The organism is Streptomyces sp. NPDC001941 (assembly GCF_040296945.1).
Classification (GTDB): Bacteria; Actinomycetota; Actinomycetes; order Streptomycetales; family Streptomycetaceae; genus Streptomyces.
In genome coordinates this window covers 1-17,669 of sequence record NZ_JBEOYE010000108.1, presented here as the reverse complement: position 1 = coordinate 17,669, position 17,669 = coordinate 1, and the positions used below count along the sequence as shown (strand labels likewise).

Here is a 17,669-nt window from a genome sequence, read left to right as displayed (position 1 = left end):
ACGACGCGTGAAGCTGGATTCGATGTACCAGGACGTCATCCTGGACCACTACAAGCACCCGCACGGCCGGGGCTTGCGGGACGGCGACGCCGAGGTGCACCACGTCAACCCGACGTGCGGCGACGAGATCACCCTGCGCGTGAAGTACGACGGCACGAGGATCGCGGACGTCTCCTACGAGGGCCAGGGCTGTTCCATCAGCCAGGCCTCGGCGTCCGTGCTCAACGAGCTGCTCGTCGGCAAGGAGCTGGCCGAGGCGCAGAAGGTCCAGGAGGTCTTCCTGGAGCTGATGCAGTCCAAGGGCAAGGTCGAGCCGGACGACGCGATGGAGGAGGTGCTGGAGGACGCGGTCGCGTTCGCCGGCGTCTCCAAGTACCCCGCGCGCGTGAAGTGCGCCCTGCTGAGCTGGATGGCCTGGAAGGACGCGACGGCCCAGGCCCTGGGCACGGACGCGGAGAGGAAGACCGCATGACCGAGAACGCGGCGGCGCTCAAGCCCGCCTCCGAGGAAGAGGTCCGCGAGGCCCTGTACGACGTCGTCGACCCCGAGCTGGGCATCGACGTCGTCAACCTGGGCCTGATCTACGGGATCCACATCGACGACGCGAACATCGCGACCCTGGACATGACGCTGACGTCGGCGGCCTGCCCGCTGACCGACGTGATCGAGGACCAGGCGAAGGCCGCGACGGACGGCATCGTCAACGAGCTGAAGATCAACTGGGTCTGGATGCCCCCGTGGGGCCCGGACAAGATCACCGACGACGGCCGCGAGCAGCTGCGCGCGCTGGGCTTCAACGTCTGAGCCGCTGTCGTACGCACGCGGAAGGGCCCCGCACCGGGAACGGTGCGGGGCCCTTCCGCGTGCCAGGACGGTGCCCTACCGTCCCTTCACCCCCACGCCCACCAGCGGTCACTCCCGTTTCACCGCCGCGATGTGTACGGACGTACGCATCGATCTGTACGCTCGTACGCATGGGATACGCGCTCCTCGCCGCCGCCATCGCCGCCGAGGTCACCGGGACGACGGCCATGAAGTACAGCGAGGGCTTCACCCGGCTCTGGCCGTCCGTGATCACCGTCGTCGGCTACGTCGTCGCCTTCACGCTGCTCGCGCAGACGCTCAAGACCCTCTCCGTGGGCACCGCGTACGCGATATGGGCCGGCATCGGGACCGCCGCCGTCGCCGCCATCGGCATGCTCTTCCTCGGCGAGTCGGCCGGTCTGGTCAAGATCGCGGGCATCGCCCTGGTCATCCTCGGCGTCGTCGTGCTCAACCTCGGCGGGGCCCACTGATGCCCCGCCGCTACGACCCCGAGCGGCGCCAGCGCATCGTCGACGCCGCCCTGCGGGTGGTCGGCCGCGCCGGGATCGCGGGCCTGAGCCACCGCACCGTGGCCGCCGAGGCCGATGTGCCGCTCGGCTCCACCACGTACCACTTCGCCTCCCTCGACGAACTCCTCGTCGCCGCGCTGCGCCAGGCCGGGGAGGGCTTCGGCGCGGCCCTGCGCGAGAGCGCGGCCCTCGCCGGCCCGGACGCGGACGCCGCCGCCGAACTGGCCCGGCTCACCGGCGACTGGCTGGCGGGCGAGCGGGCCCGGGTGGAGCTGGAGTACGAGCTCTACCTGGCCGCCCTGCGCCGCCCCGCGCTGCGCCCGGTCGCCGCCGAGTGGGGCGCCCAGGTCGGCGCCGTGCTCGCCCACCGCACCGACCCGGCCACCGCCCGCGCGCTGGTGGCGCTGATCGACGGGATCTGCCTCCAGGTGCTGCTGACGGACGCGCCCTACGACGAGGCGTACGCGCGGGAGATGATCGGGCGGGTCCTGGAGGGGCGCGACTGACGCACGGGGGTCGCGTGAACCCGATCGGGGCGTACGGGCAACAGCGGTTGTACGCACGACGATCGGCAGATACGGAGACCACGTGATCGGCCCACCGAGAGAACCCGACGACGACGCCCGCGTCGTCGCCGGATCGCTGGAGCGGCCCGAGCTCTTCGCGGAGCTGTACAACCGGTACGCCCCGGACATCCACCGCTACTGCGCCCGCCGCCTCGGTCAGGGCGCGGCGGACGACGTCACCGCGGAGACCTTCCTGATCGCCTTCCGGCGCCGGGACCGCTACGACCAGCACCGCGCCAATGCCCGCCCCTGGCTGTACGGCATAGCCGCCAACCTCATCGGCCGCCAGCGCCGCACCGAGGTCCGCGCCCTCAAGGCCCTCGCCCGCACCGGCCACGACCCGGTCGCCGAGTCCTGGACCGAGGGGGCCGACAGCCGCGTCGACGCCCGCGCGGCGCAGGCGCCGCTCGCCGCGGCCCTCGCCTCGCTCTCCGCCGGCGACCGCCACGTCCTGCTGCTGGTGGCCTGGGCGGACCTCGCCTACCAGGAGGTCGCCGAGGCCCTGGGCATCCCCGTCGGCACCGTCCGCTCCCGCCTGAACCGGGCCCGCCGCAAGGTGCGCTCGGCGCTCGGCGACACCGACCCCACCGCGGAACTCTCCCACCCCCAGCCGCGGGAGGCGGCCAGCCATGGATGAGATGACGACCCTGAGCACGATGCGCGACGACGCCCCCCGGCCCGACCGCGCCCGCCTCACCCCCGGACGCCAGCGGCTGCTCGACGCGGCCGCCGCCGGGCCCGGCGGCGGTCGCCGGGTGCTGACCTGGAAGGTGCTCGCCCCGGGCGCGGCGGCCGCGGTGGCCGCGGTCGCGGTGCTCGGCACGCAGGCCGGGTCCGACACCCCGCGGGAGCCGCGCCTGGAGAGCGCCGCGGCCGTGCTGGACCGGATGGCCGACCAGATCGAGGAGGCGGGCCGCGGCCAGGCCGCGCCGACGCTGCGCCCCGACCAGTGGGCGCTGCGGGAGACGGTGGACATCGCGCCGGCGGGCGTTCCGCAGGGCCCGGCCCTGCCCGCGGCGTGCGCGGCGCACGTGCCGGGCCTGGACTCCTCCACGTACGTCCAGATGCGGCACGACGAGGTCTGGCACAAGGGCGACGGCACCCGCAACGCCGCCAAGGTCCACCTGGGCGGCACGTGCGACACGCTGCACGTGGTCGACCTGCCGTCCGGGAGCAAGCCGCTGACCGCCTACTACGCCTTCGCGGCCAAGCCGCACAAGCCGCAGTCGCTGCTCGCCGACCTCCAGCGGGCGGGCCTGGCCGGACAGACGTCCAAGCCGGCCGACGAGTACCGGGAACTCCTGCAACCGCTGCTCATCGGGCTCAAGGCCTCCCCGTCCTTCACCGCCACCGTCTACCGGGCGCTGGCCCGGGTCGAGGGCGTGCGGGTGGCCGACGAGCGCGACCCGGTGCTCGGCAAGGAGGTCCGCGTCGTGAGCTTCGCGACCCCGAAGCGGGCCGTGGTGGCGGACGAGGACCTGCTCCTGGACCCCGTCACCTACCGGCTGCTCGGCACCCGCGCGATCGCGAGGAAGTCGGTCGGGGCCGAGGGCGGGGCACTCGGGTCCGGGACGACCACGAAGGACGGCGACCCGGTCTACCTCAGGGTCTTCCAGGAGGGCGCCATGTACTACGTGCTGAAGGGCGACGTCCAGATCGTCGACAGGCCCGGTCAGCGCCGCTGACCACCCCGCCCCGGGCCGTCCCACGGGGGTGGGCGGCCCGGGCCGTACGGGGCCGTACGGGGACCGGACCCTGAGACCGGTTCGCCCCCGTGCGGCCCCGCCGGTTAGGTTTCCTGTCATGACCGACACCACTGCTTCTCGCACCACCGGCGCCGTCGCCGCCGGCCTCGCCACCCTCACCGCCGACGGCACCGTGCTCGACACCTGGTTCCCCGCCCCCGAGCTGGCCGACGCGCCCGGCCCCTCGGGCACCGAGCGGCTCTCCGCCGAGCGCGCCGTGGAGCTGCTCGGCGAGGGCGCGGCCAAGGCGCTGGGCGCCGACGCGCGCCGCGGGGTCGAGGTCGTCGCCGTCCGTACGGTCATCTCCTCCCTGGACGAGAAGCCGCTCGACGCGCACGACGCCTACCTGCGCCTGCACCTGCTCAGCCACCGCCTGGTCAAGCCGCACGGCCAGAGCCTGGACGGCGTCTTCGGCCTGCTCGCCAACGTGGCCTGGACCTCGCTCGGCCCGGTCGCCGTGGACGACGTCGAGAAGGTGCGGCTCGCCGCCCGCGCCGAGGGCCTGCACCTCCAGGTCACCTCGATCGACAAGTTCCCGCGCATGACGGACTACGTGGCGCCCAAGGGCGTCCGCATCGCCGACGCCGACCGGGTCCGGCTGGGCGCGCACCTGGCCGAGGGCACCACCGTGATGCACGAGGGCTTCGTGAACTTCAACGCGGGCACCCTGGGCACCTCCATGGTCGAGGGCCGCATCTCCGCCGGCGTGGTCGTGGGCAACGGCTCCGACATCGGCGGCGGCGCCTCCACCATGGGCACCCTGTCCGGCGGCGGCAACGTCGTCATCGCCATCGGCGAGCGCTGCCTGGTCGGCGCTGAGGCCGGGGTCGGCATCGCGCTCGGCGACGAGTGCGTGGTCGAGGCCGGCCTGTACGTCACCGCGGGCACCCGGGTCACCCTGCCCGACGGCCAGATCGTCAAGGCCCGCGAGCTCTCCGGCGCCTCCAACATCCTCTTCCGCCGCAACTCGGTGACCGGCGCCGTCGAGGCCCGCCCGAACAACGCGGTCTGGGGCGGCCTCAACGACGTGCTCCACAGCCACAACTGACGCTCAGTCAGCGGCGGAGGCCTTCACCAGGGCCTCGTGCGCCGCGCGCAGCCCGTCGGCCGCCTCCCGGCCGGCGGGCTGCAGCGGTTCGCGCACCGGGAGGCCGAGCAGCGCCTTGGCGGTGACCGCGCCGGGCAGCCCGGACGCCATCATCAGCTCCACCAGGTCCAGCGTCAGCCCGTGCAGCCGGGCCGCCTCCGCCGTCTGCCCCCGGTCGAACGCGTCGATGGGGGCCCGCATCTGACGGGGCGCCACGTTGGCGACCGTGCTCACGTACCCCGCGCCGCCCACCGCGCACAGCGGCAGGTTCAGCTCCTCCGAGCCCGAGTAGTACGCGAGGCCGGTGCGGGCGATCAGCTTCGCCGAGGCCAGCAGGTCGTCGGCGCAGTCCTTCACCCCGGCGATCCGCGGGTGCTCCGCGAGCCGCAGCAGGGTCTCCGGCTCGATCCGGGTACCCGTGCGCGCCGGGATGTCGTACAGCACCAGGGGGATGCCGACCGCGTCGGCGACCCTGCGGAAGTGGGCCTCCACGGCCGCCTGAGGGGGCCTGCTGTAGTACGGGGTGACCACCAACAGGCCGTCCGTGCCCGCGCGTTCGGCCTCCCGGGCCAGCTCCACGGTGTGCCGGGTGTCGGCGGTGCCGACGCCGGCCAGGAGCGGGACGCCGTCGCCGACCGCCGCGCGCACCACCCGTACCAGCTCCGCCTTCTCGGCGTCGCTCGTGGTGGGCGACTCGCCGGTGGTGCCGTTGAGCACCAGGCCGTCGCAGCCCTCGGCGACCAGCCGCGCGGCGAGCGCCCCGGCGGCGTCCGGGTCGAGCGCGCCGGCGGCGGTGAAGGGCGTGACCATCGCGCACAGGGCGCGGCCGAAGGGGCGTGGAAGGCTCATCCCCGCAGTCTCGGGCGCCACCGCGGTGAAGGTCCACTTAGATCTGCTTGGGGTGAGCGGTTAGCACTGCTGAAACGTGGTGGCCGGACGCGGTCTTGAGCGGCCCGGGCGGCATGCGCCATCCTGACGCGATCGGTGTGCACCGTCTGGTGTGTACGTCCCCATACGGGAGGTCCGTCATGAGGCTGGGCAAGGCACTCTCCACCGGAACCGCGGAGGAACGGCCCCTGGAGGCCGCGACGACCGGCGAACTGCCGAAGACCGACGCACTGCCGGCGGCCGGGCCGGTCGCCGCCGAGCGGGACGGGGCGCCCGAACCGGCCGCCGCCGGACGATGAGGGCGCGGCTCCCCGAGGAACACCCGACGGAGCCGCCCACCGGCTGGAAGGTCGCCCGCCCGGCGCTGTCGCACGACGGCGCCCGGGCGGGCTTCGTCGGCGTCTCGCTCGGGGCCGCCCTGCCGTACGGGGTGCTCGACGCGGCGCACTGCGCGTACGGGCGGCGCCACCGGTCGCCCTCGCGCTGGTGCGACTGCGGCTTCCACTGCCTGCACGAGCGCGCCGAGGCGGCCGGTCTGCTCTGCGCCACCGAGTACCGCGGCTCGGTCCTGCTGGAGGTGTCGGTGCTCGGCTCCTTCATCCGCTTCGAGCGCGGCTTCCGCTACGCCCGCCAGCGGGTGCGCGCCGCCACCGTCGGGCCCTGCCGCTGCCGTCGGCGGGCCACCGCGCTGGCCGACGCGGGCCGGGGCCGCCCCGGCTGGGCCGCGCTGGAGCCGGTGTGCCCGCTCTGTCTGGGCGGACGCGTACCGGTGGGCCTTGCGGAGTTCGCCCGGCTGGCCGGGCAGGGGCTGCGGGTGGCCGCGGAGCCGGTGGCCGAGGGGGACTGGGCGGAGCCGGGCGGGGTACCCGAACTGGTGGCCGAGGCCGCACTGCTCCAGGCCCGCCTCGACTGGTTCCAGAGCCGGTTGGGGCGACTGCGGGGCGGCCACGGACAGGGTGCGTGACAGGCCACCGGACCAGCGGGCAAGGATAGGGGCATGACGGAACTGACGGAGTCCACCAAGAGCAAGGCCAAGAAGGCCAAGCCGAAGAAGATCAAGATGGCCTACCGGCCGGTCGGCCTGCTGTTCGGGATGGCCGCGGGCGCCGCGGCGGGCGCGCTGTTCAGCCGGACCTGGCAGGTCCTCGGCGAGGGCCGGGATGCTCCGGACCCGCTGGACGAGGAGCGCAGCTGGCGGGACGTGCTGATCGCCTCCGCGCTGCAGGGCGCGATCTTCGCCGTGGCCCGCGCGGCGGCGGACCGGGGCGGCGCCGCCGGGGTCCGCCGGATGACCGGCAAGTGGCCCGCCTGAGCCGTATGCACGTATGCACGTATGCACGTATGCACGTAGGCACGTAGGCACGTAGGCACGTAGGCACGTAGGCACGTAGGCACGTAGGCACGTACGCACGCGCGACGGGCCCGCACCGGTGCTGCCGGTGCGGGCCCGTGCGCGCGGTCCCGTGGCTACGGGCGGAAGCGCAGCACCTGCGGGTCGTGGTCGCTGTTCTGGTCGGCGAACTCCGCGTTGATGTGGACGCTGTCGTAGTCGAAGTCGTCGATCGACGGGCTCGTCAGGATCTGGTCCAGGACCTGGCTGTTGCCCTGGTAGACGTACGAGTACCGCTCGGAGCGCGGCAGCGACTTGACCGCCGGGTACAGCGCCCGGCCGTCGGTCAGCGCCTTCGTGGTCCCGGAGAACTCGAAGTCGTTGATGTCGCCGAGGACCACCACGTCCGCGTCGCGCTGGACCTTCAGCACGTCCTTGACGAAGCCGTTGACGGCCTGGGCCTGGAGCAGCCGCTGGGTCTCGGAGACCCGGGCCGGCGGCTGGTGGTGCGAGGTGATCGACTCGTCGCCGCCCTTGGAGGCGAAGTGGTTGGCGACCACCAGGACCGTGCGGCCGCGGAAGACGAACTCGCCCGCGAGCGGCTTGCGGCTGTTGGTCCAGGCCGCGTTCGCCGGGTCGATGCGGCCGGGGGAGTGGGTCAGGGCCGCGCGGCCCTTCTCCTTCACCACACCGGTGGCGGTGGCGGCGTCGCCCGGGGCGCGGTCGGTGAAGGACACCCGCTCGGGGTTGAAGAGGAAGACCTGGCGGATGTTGCCGCCGGGCTCGCCGCCGTCCTTGTTGTTCTCCGGGTCCACCGAGCGCCACTGGTAGGCCGGGCCGCCCGCCGCGGTGATCGCCGCCGTGAACTTCGTCAGCGTCTGCGTCGCCGACACGGTGCCGTCGTTCTTGGCGCCGTTGTCGTCCTGGATCTCCTCCAGGGCCACCACGTCGGGCGAGGACAGGTTCTCCACGACCGCCTTCGCGAGCGCGTCGAACTTCTCCTGCGGGTCGCTCGGGTCCAGGTTCTCCACGTTGTACGTGGCCACGGCCAGCTCGCCGCGCCGCTGCGGGCGGGTCACCTCGCGCTCCAGGCCCTCGTCCTGGACGGTGCCCAGGGTGCGGGCGGTGATGGTGTAGCCGCCGAACTGGTTGAAGTCCAGGGGGCCTTCGGTCGCGCCGCGCAGCACGTCGCCGACGTTCGCCTTCGGGAAGGGCTGCTGGGCGAGCGGGATCAGCGACTGGACCTGGAGGCGCCCGGTGTTCTGGGACCCGTACGAGCCGTAGACCGTGCCGCCCCGGCGGTTGTCGTGCTCGCCCGGCTTCACCGTCACCCACAGCTCGCTGTACGGGTCGGTGGCGCCGACCACCCGCGAGGTGCCGATCCGGACGTTCATGCCCTCCAGGGACTCGTAGTAGTCCAGGGCGTAGGCGCGCGGCCGCAGGGCCAGGCCGTTGACCGAGCCGCCGTTGGCCGGGTCGCCCTCCGGGGCGTAGCGCGAGGGCACCGTGCGGGCGGTGATGGTCACGGGCGCCGGGACCGGGTTGCCCGAGGAGACGACGGTGACGGCCGGCTTGGACAGCTGGGTGAGCGACTGGTTGCCCGAGGCCAGGCCCCCGGGCACGAACTCGGTGACGGTGCCGGACACCTTGACCGCGTCGCCGACCGCCACGGTCGGGTTGGACCCGGTGTAGACGAAGACGCCCTCGCTGGTCGCCGGGTCGGCGTCGGCCTGGGTGTCCTGGAACCAGAAGCCGCGCGAGGAGCCGTAGGCGCGCACGCCGGTGACGACGCCCTCCACGTCCGTGACCTGCTTGCCGACCAGCGGGGAGGTCCGGGTCGTGCCCTGGATGTCGTGGATGCGGACCGGGCCGGGGGTGTCGGCGGCGCTGGCGGGACCGGCGAGCAGGCCGGCGGCGAGGGCGGCCGTCACGACGGACGCGAACGCGCCGGTTCTCGCTATGGAGGAAGACATGAAGGGGGCTCCCGGGGGTTGGAGGAAGCACGGACGATCTACGCGCGTCAATCTCTTGTGTGAGCACGGCAGTTGTCAAGGGTCGACGGGTGTACGAGGGCTGAAGGGTCCATGAACCGGCTGGACCCGGGCGAATTGCGTCTACGCTGGGGGCCGCCGTAAGCCCGCACGCCCGAGGAGAACCCTGATGTCACCGGACCGCCCCACCCTGCCGCCGGTGCGGCTGCACCCGGACGCGGAGCTCGCGCGGGCCGCGCTCGCCGCGCCGCTCCTGGCCCGGGCCGTGACGCTGGCCCGCTGGGCGAGCGGGGAGACCCGGGTCGGGGCCGGTGGCGAACTGGTCGAGGAGCAGCTGCCCGCCGCCGCCGTCGCGCTGGGCCTGGAGCCCGACGAGGACGGCCAGGCCTTCGCGAGCGAGGCGTGGCGGGTCGCCGTGGACACCGGCCTGGTCGAGGTGACCGACCCCGACGAGGCCGAGGACGCCGGGGACGACGGCGCCGGGGACGGCACGGGCACCGCCACCGCGGGCGAGAACCTCGGGGTGCTCACCGCGGGCGGCCCCCAGGACGTGCTCGCGCTCTGGCTGGACGGCTTCGACGTGGTCTTCGCCGACGCCACCGCGCCGGTCCTGGACGACTTCGCCGACCTCGTGGGCGAGGACGGCGAGATCGACTTCGACGCGCTGGACTGGGACCCGCAGGCGGAGGCCGAGTTCCTCGAGGGCGTCCTCGGCAACCTCTACCTGCTCACCGTCGCCGACGGCGGCGCGGGCGAGGGCCCGGTGCCGCTGCCCGCGCTCGCCGCGTCGATGATCGTCCCCGACGACATGGGCGAGCCCACCGACGACATCCTGGAGCAGGTCTCCGAGGCGATGATGCGCCTGGACGACCAGTTCCGGATCCTGGAGCCGATCGGCCTGGTGGAGTACGACCCGGTCGACGAGGCCCTGATGGCCGAGGAGGGCGAGGAGCCCGCCCCGCCCGTCGACGACGAGGACGTCTCCCGCTACGGCATGGTGCGCCTGACCCCGCTCGGCCTCTACGGCATCCGGGCCCGGATGCTGGAGGCCGGGGTGGAGGCCCCCGCGGTCGGCGACCTCGCCGACAAGGGCGCCGACGTGCTCCTGGACGGGCTCGCGCACTACCCGGAGCCGGCCGCCCGCGCGGAGGTCGAGCTCTGGCTGGGCCGCCGGGACACCGCCGAGGGCGTACGGGAGCTGCTGGCCGCGGCCCGCGGCACCGACCCGGGCTCGCCGCTGCGCCGGCTCCACTGCCAGCAGGCCCTCTCGCTGGTGGGCGGCGAGGCGGAGGCCGCGGTGCGCGAGGTGCTCGACGACGCGGAGCTGGGAGGTCTGGCCCGGGTCTGGCTGGCCGAGCGCGGCGCCGCGGACGTGCCGCCCCCGCCGGAGCCGATGATCTTCTGGCTGGCCATCGACACGATCGCCGCCCAACTGGCCGCCGACGGCGACCTGGAGGAGCTCCAGGACCTGGTCGAGGGCCTGACCGGGCAGCACAGCGGCTTCTTCGACGCGGCCTGGCGGGTGGAGCACCCGGCGACGGCCGACGTCCTGGAGGCGATGGGCCAGCTGCACCGGGACAAGAAGACGGCCAAGGACGCCCGCAAGGCGGCCTTCAAGGCCCGCTCCCGCAGCGGCAACTGACGTCGCGTCAGGGGGTGGCCTGATTGGTCGCCCCCCCGGCGGGGCCCGTGTCCCTCGGGCACCCACCGGCAGTCACGGACATCCACCGGCAGTCACGGACATCCCACCGGCATCCACCGGCATTCACCCAAGAGGGCGTCGTGCGGTAGATCGTTGTCGGTCCACGTTCAACCCGCGTTCAGGCGGGGGCGGGAACGTGGCGCCGACGACCGGCCCACCCAGGGAGACCGAGATGCCGCTCACCCGCAGAGAATTCGCCAAGCAGTCCGCCGCCACCGGTGCGGGCGTCGCCCTCACCGGCGCCGTCGGCGTGCTCGGCACCGCTCCGGAGGCCCTCGCCCACGACGACGGCCACGGCCACGGTCACGACGACCACGGTCACGGCCACGACCGCCCGGTCGGCTACGGCCCCCTGGTGCCCGACCCGAAGGGCGTCCTGGCGCTGCCCGCCGGATTCACGTACCGCGTCATCACCCACAGCGGCGTCACCACGCTGGAGTCCGGCGAGATCACGCCCTCCAACCACGACGGCACCGCCGCCTTCGAGGGCCCGCGCGGCGTCACCCTGCTGGTCAACAACCACGAGCTCAAGGGCCCCCGCTCCGGCTGGCAGTACCCGGTGCCGCTGACCGAGGGCCTGGTGTACGACCCGGCCGCGTCCGGCGGCTGCACGGTCGTCGAGGTCCGCCGCGGCGGCGAGGTCGCCGAGTGGGTCGGCATCGCCGGCACCTCCACCAACTGCGCGGGCGGGCGCACCCCCTGGGGCACCTGGCTGACCTGCGAGGAGACCGAGGACAAGGCCGGCAAGAACGGCATGACCAAGGACCACGGCTACGTCTTCGAGGTCGACCCCTCCGACCGCCGCGCCAACCGCGCCCCCAAGCCGGTCAAGGCGTTCGGCCGGTACGCCCACGAGGCCGTCGTCATCGACCCGCGGCGCGGCCACGCGTACCTGACCGAGGACGCCGACACCCCCAACGGGCTGCTCTACCGCTGGACCCCGCCGCACGACTTCGAGCACGGCCGCGGCCGGCTGCGCCGCCTCGCCGACGACGCGGGCGTGCTCGCGGCCGTCAAGTGCTTCGACTCCGCGGGCCGGTTCGTCGACGACCTCTCCCGCGCCACGAAGATCGGCACCGTGTACGGGGCCGACTGGGTGACGGTGCCCGACCGCGACGCCAGGACGGTCTCGGTGCGCAAGCAGTTCACCGAGGGCCAGGTCACCCGCGCCCGCAAGCTGGAAGGCATGTGGTGGGGTGACGGCGGCTGCTACATCGTCTCCTCGTACGCCCGCGCGGAGAGCCCGGTGCAGCACGACGGCCAGGTCTGGTTCTACGACCCCAAGCGCCGCACGCTCACGCTCAAGGTGCTGCTCGGGGTGAACCCGGACCCTGCGGAGGACGGCGCGTTCGACGGCCCGGACAACATCACCGTCTCGCCGTACGGCGGCCTGGTCATCGCCGAGGACGGCGAGGGCGTCCAGCACCTGTTCGGCGCCACCGACAGCGGGCGCACCTACCCGATCGCGCGCAACGACTTCAACGACAGCGAGTTCACCGGGGTGACCTTCTCGCCCGACGGCCGCACCCTCTTCGCCAACATCCAGACGCCCGGGATCATGCTCGCGATCACCGGCCCGTGGCGGCGGACGCCGCGGCACTAGTCATCACCGGCCCCGAAAAGGGGCAGCGGAAACGGGGGAGGGCCCGCCGGATGGATTCCGGCGGGCCCTCGTTTCGCTTTTCAGCGGATCAGGCGGGGACGCTGCTTCAGCGGACGTCGGCCTTCTGGTTCACCTTGGTGCTGGCGTTGGTGTCGTTCGTGGCCTTGGCCTTGTCCAGGACACGCGAGGCGCCACCGACCAGGACGTCGAGGTCGAGCACGTCGCCCGGCTTCTTGACGACGTTCTTGGACACCGTGTTCGAGTTGATGAGGTCGTCCTTGTCGGACGCGGCCTTGCCCTTGGTCCAGGCACCCGTGGAGGCCTGACCCGGGCACGCCGGAACCGTCTCACCGCACGGCATGCCGTCGTCGGCGAGGGCGGGCGCAGCCGAACCGAGGGCCAGGACCGTACCGGCGATGAACGCAGCAGCCTTTGCGTACTTCATGAGTTGGTATCCCTTTCTGAGGCGGCAGCGGAAGATTCGCTGCTGCCTGGGAAACGGAATGTCCTGCCCAAAAGAAACCCTGAAAACTCACCTTTTCCGCGGTTCACCTGTTGCGCCCAAATTCCGGAAAAGCCGATTACGGGGCCTTCCGTGTCACAGTGCCTGGGCGGCGGGCTTCACCATGCCCCGTACCGTGCGGGACTTGACGAATTCTCCCATCGCCGTCATGTCCCATTCTCCGGAGAACTGCTTGATCAATTTGCACATCATTACGCCGGTCTGGGCCTCCGCGTTCGTCAGGTCGAAGCGGACCAGCTCCTCGCCGGTGGAGGCGTCGAGCAGCCGGCAGTAGGCCTTGGCGACCTCGGTGAACTTCTGGCCGGAGAAGGAGTTCACGGTGAAGACCAGGCCGGTGGCCTCGGCGGGGAGGCGGCCGAGGTCGACCACGATGACCTCGTCGTCGCCCGCGCCCTCGCCGGTCAGGTTGTCGCCGGAGTGCTTCACGGCGCCGTTGAGGATCGAGAGCTTGCCGAAGTAGCAGCTGTCGAGGTGGTTGCGCTGCGGTCCGTACGCGATGACGGAGGCGTCCAGGTCGATGTCCGCGCCGCGGAACGCGGGCTCCCAGCCGAGGCCCATCTTGACCTGGGAGAGCAGCGGGCGGCCGCCCTTGACCAGCGAGACCGTCTGGTTCTTCTGCAGGCTGACCCGGCCCTTGTCCAGGTTGATCTTGCCGGAGCCGGGCGCGGGCGCGGCCGGGGCGGCGGGCGGGGCCGCGGGGGCCGGGGGAGCGGCGACCGGGGCGGCCGGCGCCTGCGGGGCGGGGGCCGGGGCGGCGGCGGGCTCCTCCTCCACCGTGACGCCGAAGTCGGTGGCGATGCCCGCCAGGCCGTTCGCGTACCCCTGGCCGACCGCGCGGGCCTTCCAGGCGCCTCCCCTGAGGTAGATCTCGACGACCACCAGCGCCGTCTCCGCGCCCAGCCGGGGCGGTGTGAACGTGGCCAGCGCGGCGCCGGTGTCCGCGTCGCGGATCGTGGCGGTGGGCTCGATGCCCTGGAACGTCTGGCCCGCGGCGTCCGGGCTGGCCGTGACGACGATCTTCTCGATGCCCGCCGGGACGGCGGCGGTGTCGACGGTGATCGCGTCGGGGGCCGTGCCGCCGCCGGAGCGGTGGCTCACGCCCGGGCCGGTCGGCTGGTTGTAGAAGATGAAGTCGTCATCGGAGCGCACCTTGCCGTCGCCGGTGAGCAGCAGGCCCGACACGTCCAGCCGCACGGGCGCGGTGACGTCCACGGTCACGCGGGGGGTGCTCAGCGGGATGTTCGAACCGGGGGTCATAGCGGTCATGCCAGGGCTAACGACCGGCGCGGCTTTGCCGTTCCCTTACCCGGACGGCCGCCGCCCGGCGCCGGGCGGGGCGGGCGGAGGTCAGTCGCGCCGGGACCGGTTGCGCGGGTGCTCCCCGGCCCGGCGCTCGTTGCCGAACTTGTACGCCCCGGTCCAGCGGGCCATCACCAGCTGCGGGTCCCCGGCCGCCACCTCGGCCAGGAACTTCTCGGCGCGCGGTCCGCGCAGGGTGGTGGCGGCGCGGCCGTGGTGGGTGATCGTGACGGTGCCGTCGGCGCGGCGCTCGTGGGCGAATCCGTGGGGTGCGGGCATGGCCGCATCCTGACGGGTGCCGGCGCCGGAGGCACCCGGTTTTCCGGGCCCGTCCGGCAGTCCCCCTCGCTCCCGTCCGTCAGTGCGGCCAGAGCGGCGGCCGGGTGCAGAAGTGGCCGCCCAGGTGGGCGTGGTCGGGGTCGTCCTCGTCCAGCTCGCCGTCCCGGGCGACGAGCTCCTTCGCGTACGCCTCCGAGTCGTCCCGCGGCTCGTACCCCAGGGCCCGGGCGGACGAGAGGTCCCACCACAGCCGGGTGTTGGCCGAGGAGCCGTACACCACCGTGTGGCCGACCCCCTCGGCGGTCAGGGCCGCGTGGAAGAGCCGGGCGCCGTCGGCGGGGCTCATCCACACCGAGAGCATCCGCACCGAGGACGGCTCGGGGAAGCAGGAGCCGATGCGCACCGACACCGTCTCCAGGCCGTGCAGGTCCCAGTAGAGCTGGGCCAGGTCCTCGCCGAAGCCCTTGGACAGGCCGTAGAAGGTGTCGGGGCGGCGCGCGGTGGCGACCGGGATCAGCGGGTCGCCCGGGCGCGGGCGCGGGGTGAAGCCGACGGCGTGGTTGCTGGAGGCGAACACGATCCGGGGCACGCCCTCCTCGCGGGCCGCCTCGTAGAGGTGGTAGGTGCCCCGGACGTTGGCCTCCAGGATCCGGTCGAAGGTGGACTCCAGGGAGATCCCGGCCAGGTGCAGCACCGCGTCCACGCCCCGTACGGCCTCGCGCAGCGCCCCGGTGTCGGCGAGGTCGGCCCGGATCGCGTCCGGCGCGCCCGGCACCGGGTTCACGTCGAGCAGCCGCAGTGCGTACCCGTACGCGGGCAGCAGGTCCCGCATCAGGGTGCCGAGGCCGCCCGCGGCGCCGGTGAGCAGGACGGTGCGGGGAGCGGGCATGCGGCGTTCTCCGTATCTGAGGCGGTCTGCGGGCCCCTGGAACCGCGCTCGGCCCAGGCGTTGAATGTGATTCACATGCGTGGACACGCTAGGGAGCGTGGGCCGGGCCGGTCAAGGGGGCGTGGGCCGCCCAACTCGACGCGGCGGGCGGCGGTTTGCGCCTTGACCTGCGCCGGGAGGCTGTCCTAGCGTGACCGCGTTCAGGGATATGGACATCGATCAGGATTGTGCACAGTCTTTCAGGGAGCGCCCGTGACCCAAGCCCCGCTCGCCACCCGACTCGACGGTCTGCTCTTCTTCCCCGTCACCGCGTACGGCCCCGACGGCGCCCTCGACCTGGAGACCTTCCGCGCACACGTCAGGGCGGGCGTCGAGGCCGGGGCGGCGGCCGTCTTCGCCTGCTGCGGCACCGGCGAGTTCCACGCCCTGACGCCCGAGGAGTTCCACGACTGCGTCGCCGCCGCCGTCGAGGAGACGGCCGGCCGCGTCCCCGTCGTCGCGGGCACCGGCTACGGCACCGCCCTCGCGGTCCGGTACGCCCGGCTCGCCGAGCGGGCCGGGGCCGACGGGCTCCTCGCCATGCCGCCCTACCTCGTCGTCGCCGACCAGGAGGGCCTGCTGCGCCACTACACCGCGCTCGCCGCGGCCACCTCGCTCGACGTGATCGTCTACCAGCGCGACAACGCCGTGCTCACCCCCGACACCGTCGTCGCCCTCGCCCGGGTCGAGGGGATCATCGGCCTCAAGGACGGCGTCGGCGACCTCGACCTGATGCAGCGCATCGTCAGCGCGGTGCGCTCCGAGGGCCTGGACCTGCTGTACTTCAACGGCCTGCCCACCGCCGAACTCACCGGCCGCGCCTACCGGGCCATCGGCGTCGCCCTCTACTCCTCCGCCGTCTTCTGCTTCGCCCCCGACATCGCCCTCGCCTTCCACCGGGCGCTGGCGGACGGCGACGACGCCACCGTCGACCGCCTGGTGGACGGCTTCTACCGCCCGCTGGTCGAACTGCGCGCCAAGGGCCGCGGCTACGCCGTCTCCCTGGTCAAGGCGGCCGTGCGGCTCCAGGGCCTGGACGTCGGCGAGGTACGCCCGCCGCTCAGCGAGCCCGCCCCCGCGCACGTCGAGGAGCTGGCCGGGATCATCGCGCGCGGGCGCGCCCTGCTGGCCCCCGGCGCGGACGCGGGACGCGAGCGGTGAGGGCGTCGGCGTTCCTCTACCCCTGGGACGTGGTCGGCGACCCGGACGCCGCCTCCCGGCTGGCGGCCCTGGGCATCCAGCAGGTCACGCTGGCCTCCGCCTACCACTCCACCCGCGCCCTCACCCCGCGCCACCCGCACCACCGCGTGGTCACCGCCGAGTACGCGGCCGTGCTCTACCCGCCCGACGAACGGCGCTGGGAGGGGCGGGAGTTGAGGCCCCACCCGGCCGGTGACTGGGCGCCCGGCGACAGCTGGGCCGAGGCGGCGGAGCAGCTGGCCGCCGCCGGCCTCGACGTGCACAGCTGGGTGGTCCTCGCGCACAGCTCCCGGCTCGGCGCCGAGCACCCCGGCACCAGCGTCGTCAACGCCTACGGCGACCGCTACCCGTGGGCGCCCTGCATCGCCCGGCCCGCCGTGCGCGCCTACCTGGTGGACCTGGCGGCGGAGGCGGCGGCCCGGCCCGGGGCGCGCGGCACCGAGCTGGAGTCCTGCGGCTGGTACGGCTTCGCCCACCTGCACGCCCACGACAAGACCGGCGGCGCGGAGCTCGACGACACCGCCCAGTACCTGATGTCGCTGTGCTTCTGCTCCGCCTGCGCCGCCGGGTACGCCGCGACCGGCCTCGACCCGGCCGGGCTGCGGCAGGCGGTACGGACGGCCCTCGACCCGGTCTGGCGCGGCGGCCGGGTCGGGGGCGCCGGGCGCCGGCTCCTGGACGCCACCATGGAGTTCCGCGGCGAGGCGGCCCGCACGCTCCAGGAGGAGGCGGTCGCCGCGGTGCGCGGGGCGGCCCCGGCCGGCTTCCGGGTGCTGCTGCACGCCGACCCGCTGGCGCACCGCACCGGGGCGAACGCCGGGGTGGACCCGGCGCACGTGCTGGGCGTCGCGGACGGGGTGGTGGTGCCGTGCGGCGGGGGCACCGGCGCGCTGGAGCCCTTCGCCGCCCACGGCCCGGCCGTGCTGGCCGCCAACTTCCCGGTGGTACGGGGGATGGGCGGCGCCCCCGGGTCGCTGCGGGCGGACGCGGCCCGGGCGGCGGCGGCCGGCGCCACCGAACTGCGGCTGTACCACGCGGGCCTGGCCTCGGACGCGGACCTGGAGGCGGGGGGGGGGGGCCCCGGCCGAGCACGCCGGGCGCCCCCGCGCCGGGGGGGGGGGGGGGGGCCGCGGGGGGGGGGGGGGGGGCCCGGCCCCCCCCCCCCCCCCCCGCCCCACCCCCCCCCCGGGGCAC

At 74.0% G+C, this 17,669-nt stretch carries 20 protein-coding genes; 14 read left to right on the top strand and 6 right to left on the bottom strand.

From position 1 onward, the window contains the following. Nucleotides 1–7 precede the first annotated feature (7 nt). The 7 genes from sufU to dapD all read left to right on the top strand — a co-directional run bounded on the left by sufU (nucleotide 8) and on the right by dapD (nucleotide 4,693). The gene (gene sufU / locus ABT160_RS40230) at nucleotides 8–472 is read left to right on the top strand and encodes a Fe-S cluster assembly sulfur transfer protein SufU (RefSeq protein WP_351653668.1); all 465 of its coding nucleotides are present in this window, start codon (nucleotides 8–10) and stop codon (nucleotides 470–472) included. Next, nucleotides 469–804 (top strand): metal-sulfur cluster assembly factor, encoded by a 336-nt coding sequence (locus ABT160_RS40225; protein WP_351653666.1) that lies wholly within the window; start codon nucleotides 469–471, stop codon nucleotides 802–804. Before sufU ends, ABT160_RS40225 begins: the two co-directional genes overlap by 4 nt. Nucleotides 805–974: 170 nt before the next feature. Next, nucleotides 975–1,295 carry a DMT family transporter gene (locus tag ABT160_RS40220; protein ID WP_502984388.1) on the top strand — a complete coding sequence of 107 codons (321 nt, stop codon included), beginning with the start codon at nucleotides 975–977 and terminating at the stop codon, nucleotides 1,293–1,295. Beyond that, entirely contained in the window at nucleotides 1,295–1,840 is a 546-nt protein-coding gene (locus ABT160_RS40215) for a TetR/AcrR family transcriptional regulator (protein ID WP_351653665.1), read from the top strand. The genes ABT160_RS40220 and ABT160_RS40215 overlap by 1 nt, the downstream gene beginning before the upstream one ends. Before the next feature lie 82 nt (nucleotides 1,841–1,922). Beyond that, a complete protein-coding gene (locus ABT160_RS40210) occupies nucleotides 1,923–2,537 on the top strand; it encodes an RNA polymerase sigma factor (RefSeq protein ID WP_351653663.1) in 615 nt (204 codons plus the stop codon). Continuing rightward, nucleotides 2,530–3,585: a hypothetical protein gene (locus tag ABT160_RS40205; RefSeq protein ID WP_351653661.1), complete on the top strand. Its 1,056-nt coding sequence runs from the start codon at nucleotides 2,530–2,532 to the stop codon at nucleotides 3,583–3,585. The genes ABT160_RS40210 and ABT160_RS40205 overlap by 8 nt, the downstream gene beginning before the upstream one ends. A 118-nt stretch (nucleotides 3,586–3,703) precedes the next feature. Then, nucleotides 3,704–4,693, top strand: coding sequence for a 2,3,4,5-tetrahydropyridine-2,6-dicarboxylate N-succinyltransferase (gene dapD, locus ABT160_RS40200; RefSeq protein ID WP_351653659.1), 990 nt, complete (start codon nucleotides 3,704–3,706; stop codon nucleotides 4,691–4,693). 3 nt (nucleotides 4,694–4,696) lie between these two features. Here the strand turns inward: dapD and dapA are convergent, their stop codons facing one another. Then, nucleotides 4,697–5,581, bottom strand: a complete 885-nt coding sequence (gene dapA, locus ABT160_RS40195) for a 4-hydroxy-tetrahydrodipicolinate synthase (protein ID WP_351653657.1) — start codon at nucleotides 5,579–5,581, stop codon at nucleotides 4,697–4,699. Nucleotides 5,582–5,760: 179 nt separating this feature from the next. Between dapA and ABT160_RS40190 the strand changes: the two genes are divergently transcribed. From ABT160_RS40190 to ABT160_RS40180, 3 genes are read left to right on the top strand one after another with little or no spacing between them, the layout of a single operon-like run. After that, nucleotides 5,761–5,919 carry a hypothetical protein gene (locus ABT160_RS40190; protein WP_351653656.1) on the top strand — a complete coding sequence of 53 codons (159 nt, stop codon included), beginning with the start codon at nucleotides 5,761–5,763 and terminating at the stop codon, nucleotides 5,917–5,919. Further along, nucleotides 5,916–6,584: a hypothetical protein gene (locus ABT160_RS40185; RefSeq protein ID WP_351653654.1), complete on the top strand. Its 669-nt coding sequence runs from the start codon at nucleotides 5,916–5,918 to the stop codon at nucleotides 6,582–6,584. Before ABT160_RS40190 ends, ABT160_RS40185 begins: the two co-directional genes overlap by 4 nt. 33 nt (nucleotides 6,585–6,617) lie before the next feature. Continuing rightward, nucleotides 6,618–6,932, top strand: a complete 315-nt coding sequence (locus ABT160_RS40180; protein WP_351653652.1) for a DUF4235 domain-containing protein — start codon at nucleotides 6,618–6,620, stop codon at nucleotides 6,930–6,932. A 155-nt stretch (nucleotides 6,933–7,087) separates the two neighbouring features. Here the strand turns inward: ABT160_RS40180 and ABT160_RS40175 are convergent, their stop codons facing one another. Continuing rightward, the gene (locus ABT160_RS40175) at nucleotides 7,088–8,923 is read right to left on the bottom strand and encodes a DUF8508 domain-containing protein (protein ID WP_351653650.1); all 1,836 of its coding nucleotides are present in this window, start codon (nucleotides 8,921–8,923) and stop codon (nucleotides 7,088–7,090) included. Nucleotides 8,924–9,110: 187 nt separating this feature from the next. Here ABT160_RS40175 and ABT160_RS40170 point away from each other — a divergent pair, with 187 nt between their 5' ends. Next, nucleotides 9,111–10,583 (top strand): hypothetical protein, encoded by a 1,473-nt coding sequence (locus tag ABT160_RS40170; protein WP_351653649.1) that lies wholly within the window; start codon nucleotides 9,111–9,113, stop codon nucleotides 10,581–10,583. A gap of 232 nt (nucleotides 10,584–10,815) precedes the next feature. After that, on the top strand, nucleotides 10,816–12,246 hold the full coding sequence (locus ABT160_RS40165) for an alkaline phosphatase PhoX (protein ID WP_351653647.1): 1,431 nt from the start codon (nucleotides 10,816–10,818) through the stop codon (nucleotides 12,244–12,246). A 106-nt stretch (nucleotides 12,247–12,352) separates the two neighbouring features. Here ABT160_RS40165 and ABT160_RS40160 read toward each other — a convergent pair whose 3' ends face one another. The 4 genes from ABT160_RS40160 to ABT160_RS40145 form a co-directional block, all read right to left on the bottom strand. Then, on the bottom strand, nucleotides 12,353–12,691 hold the full coding sequence (locus ABT160_RS40160) for a hypothetical protein (RefSeq protein ID WP_351653645.1): 339 nt from the start codon (nucleotides 12,689–12,691) through the stop codon (nucleotides 12,353–12,355). A gap of 153 nt (nucleotides 12,692–12,844) precedes the next feature. Then, nucleotides 12,845–14,026, bottom strand: coding sequence for a TerD family protein (locus ABT160_RS40155; RefSeq protein ID WP_351653643.1), 1,182 nt, complete (start codon nucleotides 14,024–14,026; stop codon nucleotides 12,845–12,847). 90 nt (nucleotides 14,027–14,116) lie between these two features. Beyond that, entirely contained in the window at nucleotides 14,117–14,347 is a 231-nt protein-coding gene (locus ABT160_RS40150) for a hypothetical protein (RefSeq protein ID WP_351653641.1), read from the bottom strand. 79 nt (nucleotides 14,348–14,426) lie between these two features. Next, the gene (locus ABT160_RS40145) at nucleotides 14,427–15,236 is read right to left on the bottom strand and encodes an NAD-dependent epimerase/dehydratase family protein (RefSeq protein WP_351653639.1); all 810 of its coding nucleotides are present in this window, start codon (nucleotides 15,234–15,236) and stop codon (nucleotides 14,427–14,429) included. Nucleotides 15,237–15,488: 252 nt separating this feature from the next. Between ABT160_RS40145 and ABT160_RS40140 the strand changes: the two genes are divergently transcribed. Together ABT160_RS40140 and ABT160_RS40135 are read left to right on the top strand one after the other, a co-directional pair. After that, complete coding sequence (locus ABT160_RS40140; protein WP_351653637.1) at nucleotides 15,489–16,436, top strand: 5-dehydro-4-deoxyglucarate dehydratase; 948 nt, start codon at nucleotides 15,489–15,491, stop codon at nucleotides 16,434–16,436. Then, nucleotides 16,433–17,669, top strand: a 1,237-nt coding sequence (locus ABT160_RS40135) for a hypothetical protein (RefSeq protein WP_351653635.1), incomplete at its 3' end; no start/stop codon positions are given. The genes ABT160_RS40140 and ABT160_RS40135, both read left to right, overlap by 4 nt.

What these genes read in the sequence shown, in the direction of transcription:
- ABT160_RS40225 (WP_351653666.1), top strand. Translation starts at nt 469, where the DNA reads ATGACCGAGAACGCGGCGGCGCTCAAGCCCGCCTCCGAGGAAGAGGTC.
- ABT160_RS40220 (WP_502984388.1), top strand. Translation starts at nt 975, where the DNA reads ATGGGATACGCGCTCCTCGCCGCCGCCATCGCCGCCGAGGTCACCGGG.
- ABT160_RS40215 (WP_351653665.1), top strand. Translation starts at nt 1,295, where the DNA reads ATGCCCCGCCGCTACGACCCCGAGCGGCGCCAGCGCATCGTCGACGCC.
- ABT160_RS40205 (WP_351653661.1), top strand. Translation starts at nt 2,530, where the DNA reads ATGGATGAGATGACGACCCTGAGCACGATGCGCGACGACGCCCCCCGG.
- dapD (WP_351653659.1), top strand. Translation starts at nt 3,704, where the DNA reads ATGACCGACACCACTGCTTCTCGCACCACCGGCGCCGTCGCCGCCGGC.
- dapA (WP_351653657.1), bottom strand. Translation starts at nt 5,581, where the DNA reads ATGAGCCTTCCACGCCCCTTCGGCCGCGCCCTGTGCGCGATGGTCACG.
- ABT160_RS40190 (WP_351653656.1), top strand. Translation starts at nt 5,761, where the DNA reads ATGAGGCTGGGCAAGGCACTCTCCACCGGAACCGCGGAGGAACGGCCC.
- ABT160_RS40185 (WP_351653654.1), top strand. Translation starts at nt 5,916, where the DNA reads ATGAGGGCGCGGCTCCCCGAGGAACACCCGACGGAGCCGCCCACCGGC.
- ABT160_RS40180 (WP_351653652.1), top strand. Translation starts at nt 6,618, where the DNA reads ATGACGGAACTGACGGAGTCCACCAAGAGCAAGGCCAAGAAGGCCAAG.
- ABT160_RS40175 (WP_351653650.1), bottom strand. Translation starts at nt 8,923, where the DNA reads ATGTCTTCCTCCATAGCGAGAACCGGCGCGTTCGCGTCCGTCGTGACG.
- ABT160_RS40170 (WP_351653649.1), top strand. Translation starts at nt 9,111, where the DNA reads ATGTCACCGGACCGCCCCACCCTGCCGCCGGTGCGGCTGCACCCGGAC.
- ABT160_RS40165 (WP_351653647.1), top strand. Translation starts at nt 10,816, where the DNA reads ATGCCGCTCACCCGCAGAGAATTCGCCAAGCAGTCCGCCGCCACCGGT.
- ABT160_RS40160 (WP_351653645.1), bottom strand. Translation starts at nt 12,691, where the DNA reads ATGAAGTACGCAAAGGCTGCTGCGTTCATCGCCGGTACGGTCCTGGCC.
- ABT160_RS40155 (WP_351653643.1), bottom strand. Translation starts at nt 14,026, where the DNA reads ATGACCCCCGGTTCGAACATCCCGCTGAGCACCCCCCGCGTGACCGTG.
- ABT160_RS40150 (WP_351653641.1), bottom strand. Translation starts at nt 14,347, where the DNA reads ATGCCCGCACCCCACGGATTCGCCCACGAGCGCCGCGCCGACGGCACC.
- ABT160_RS40145 (WP_351653639.1), bottom strand. Translation starts at nt 15,236, where the DNA reads ATGCCCGCTCCCCGCACCGTCCTGCTCACCGGCGCCGCGGGCGGCCTC.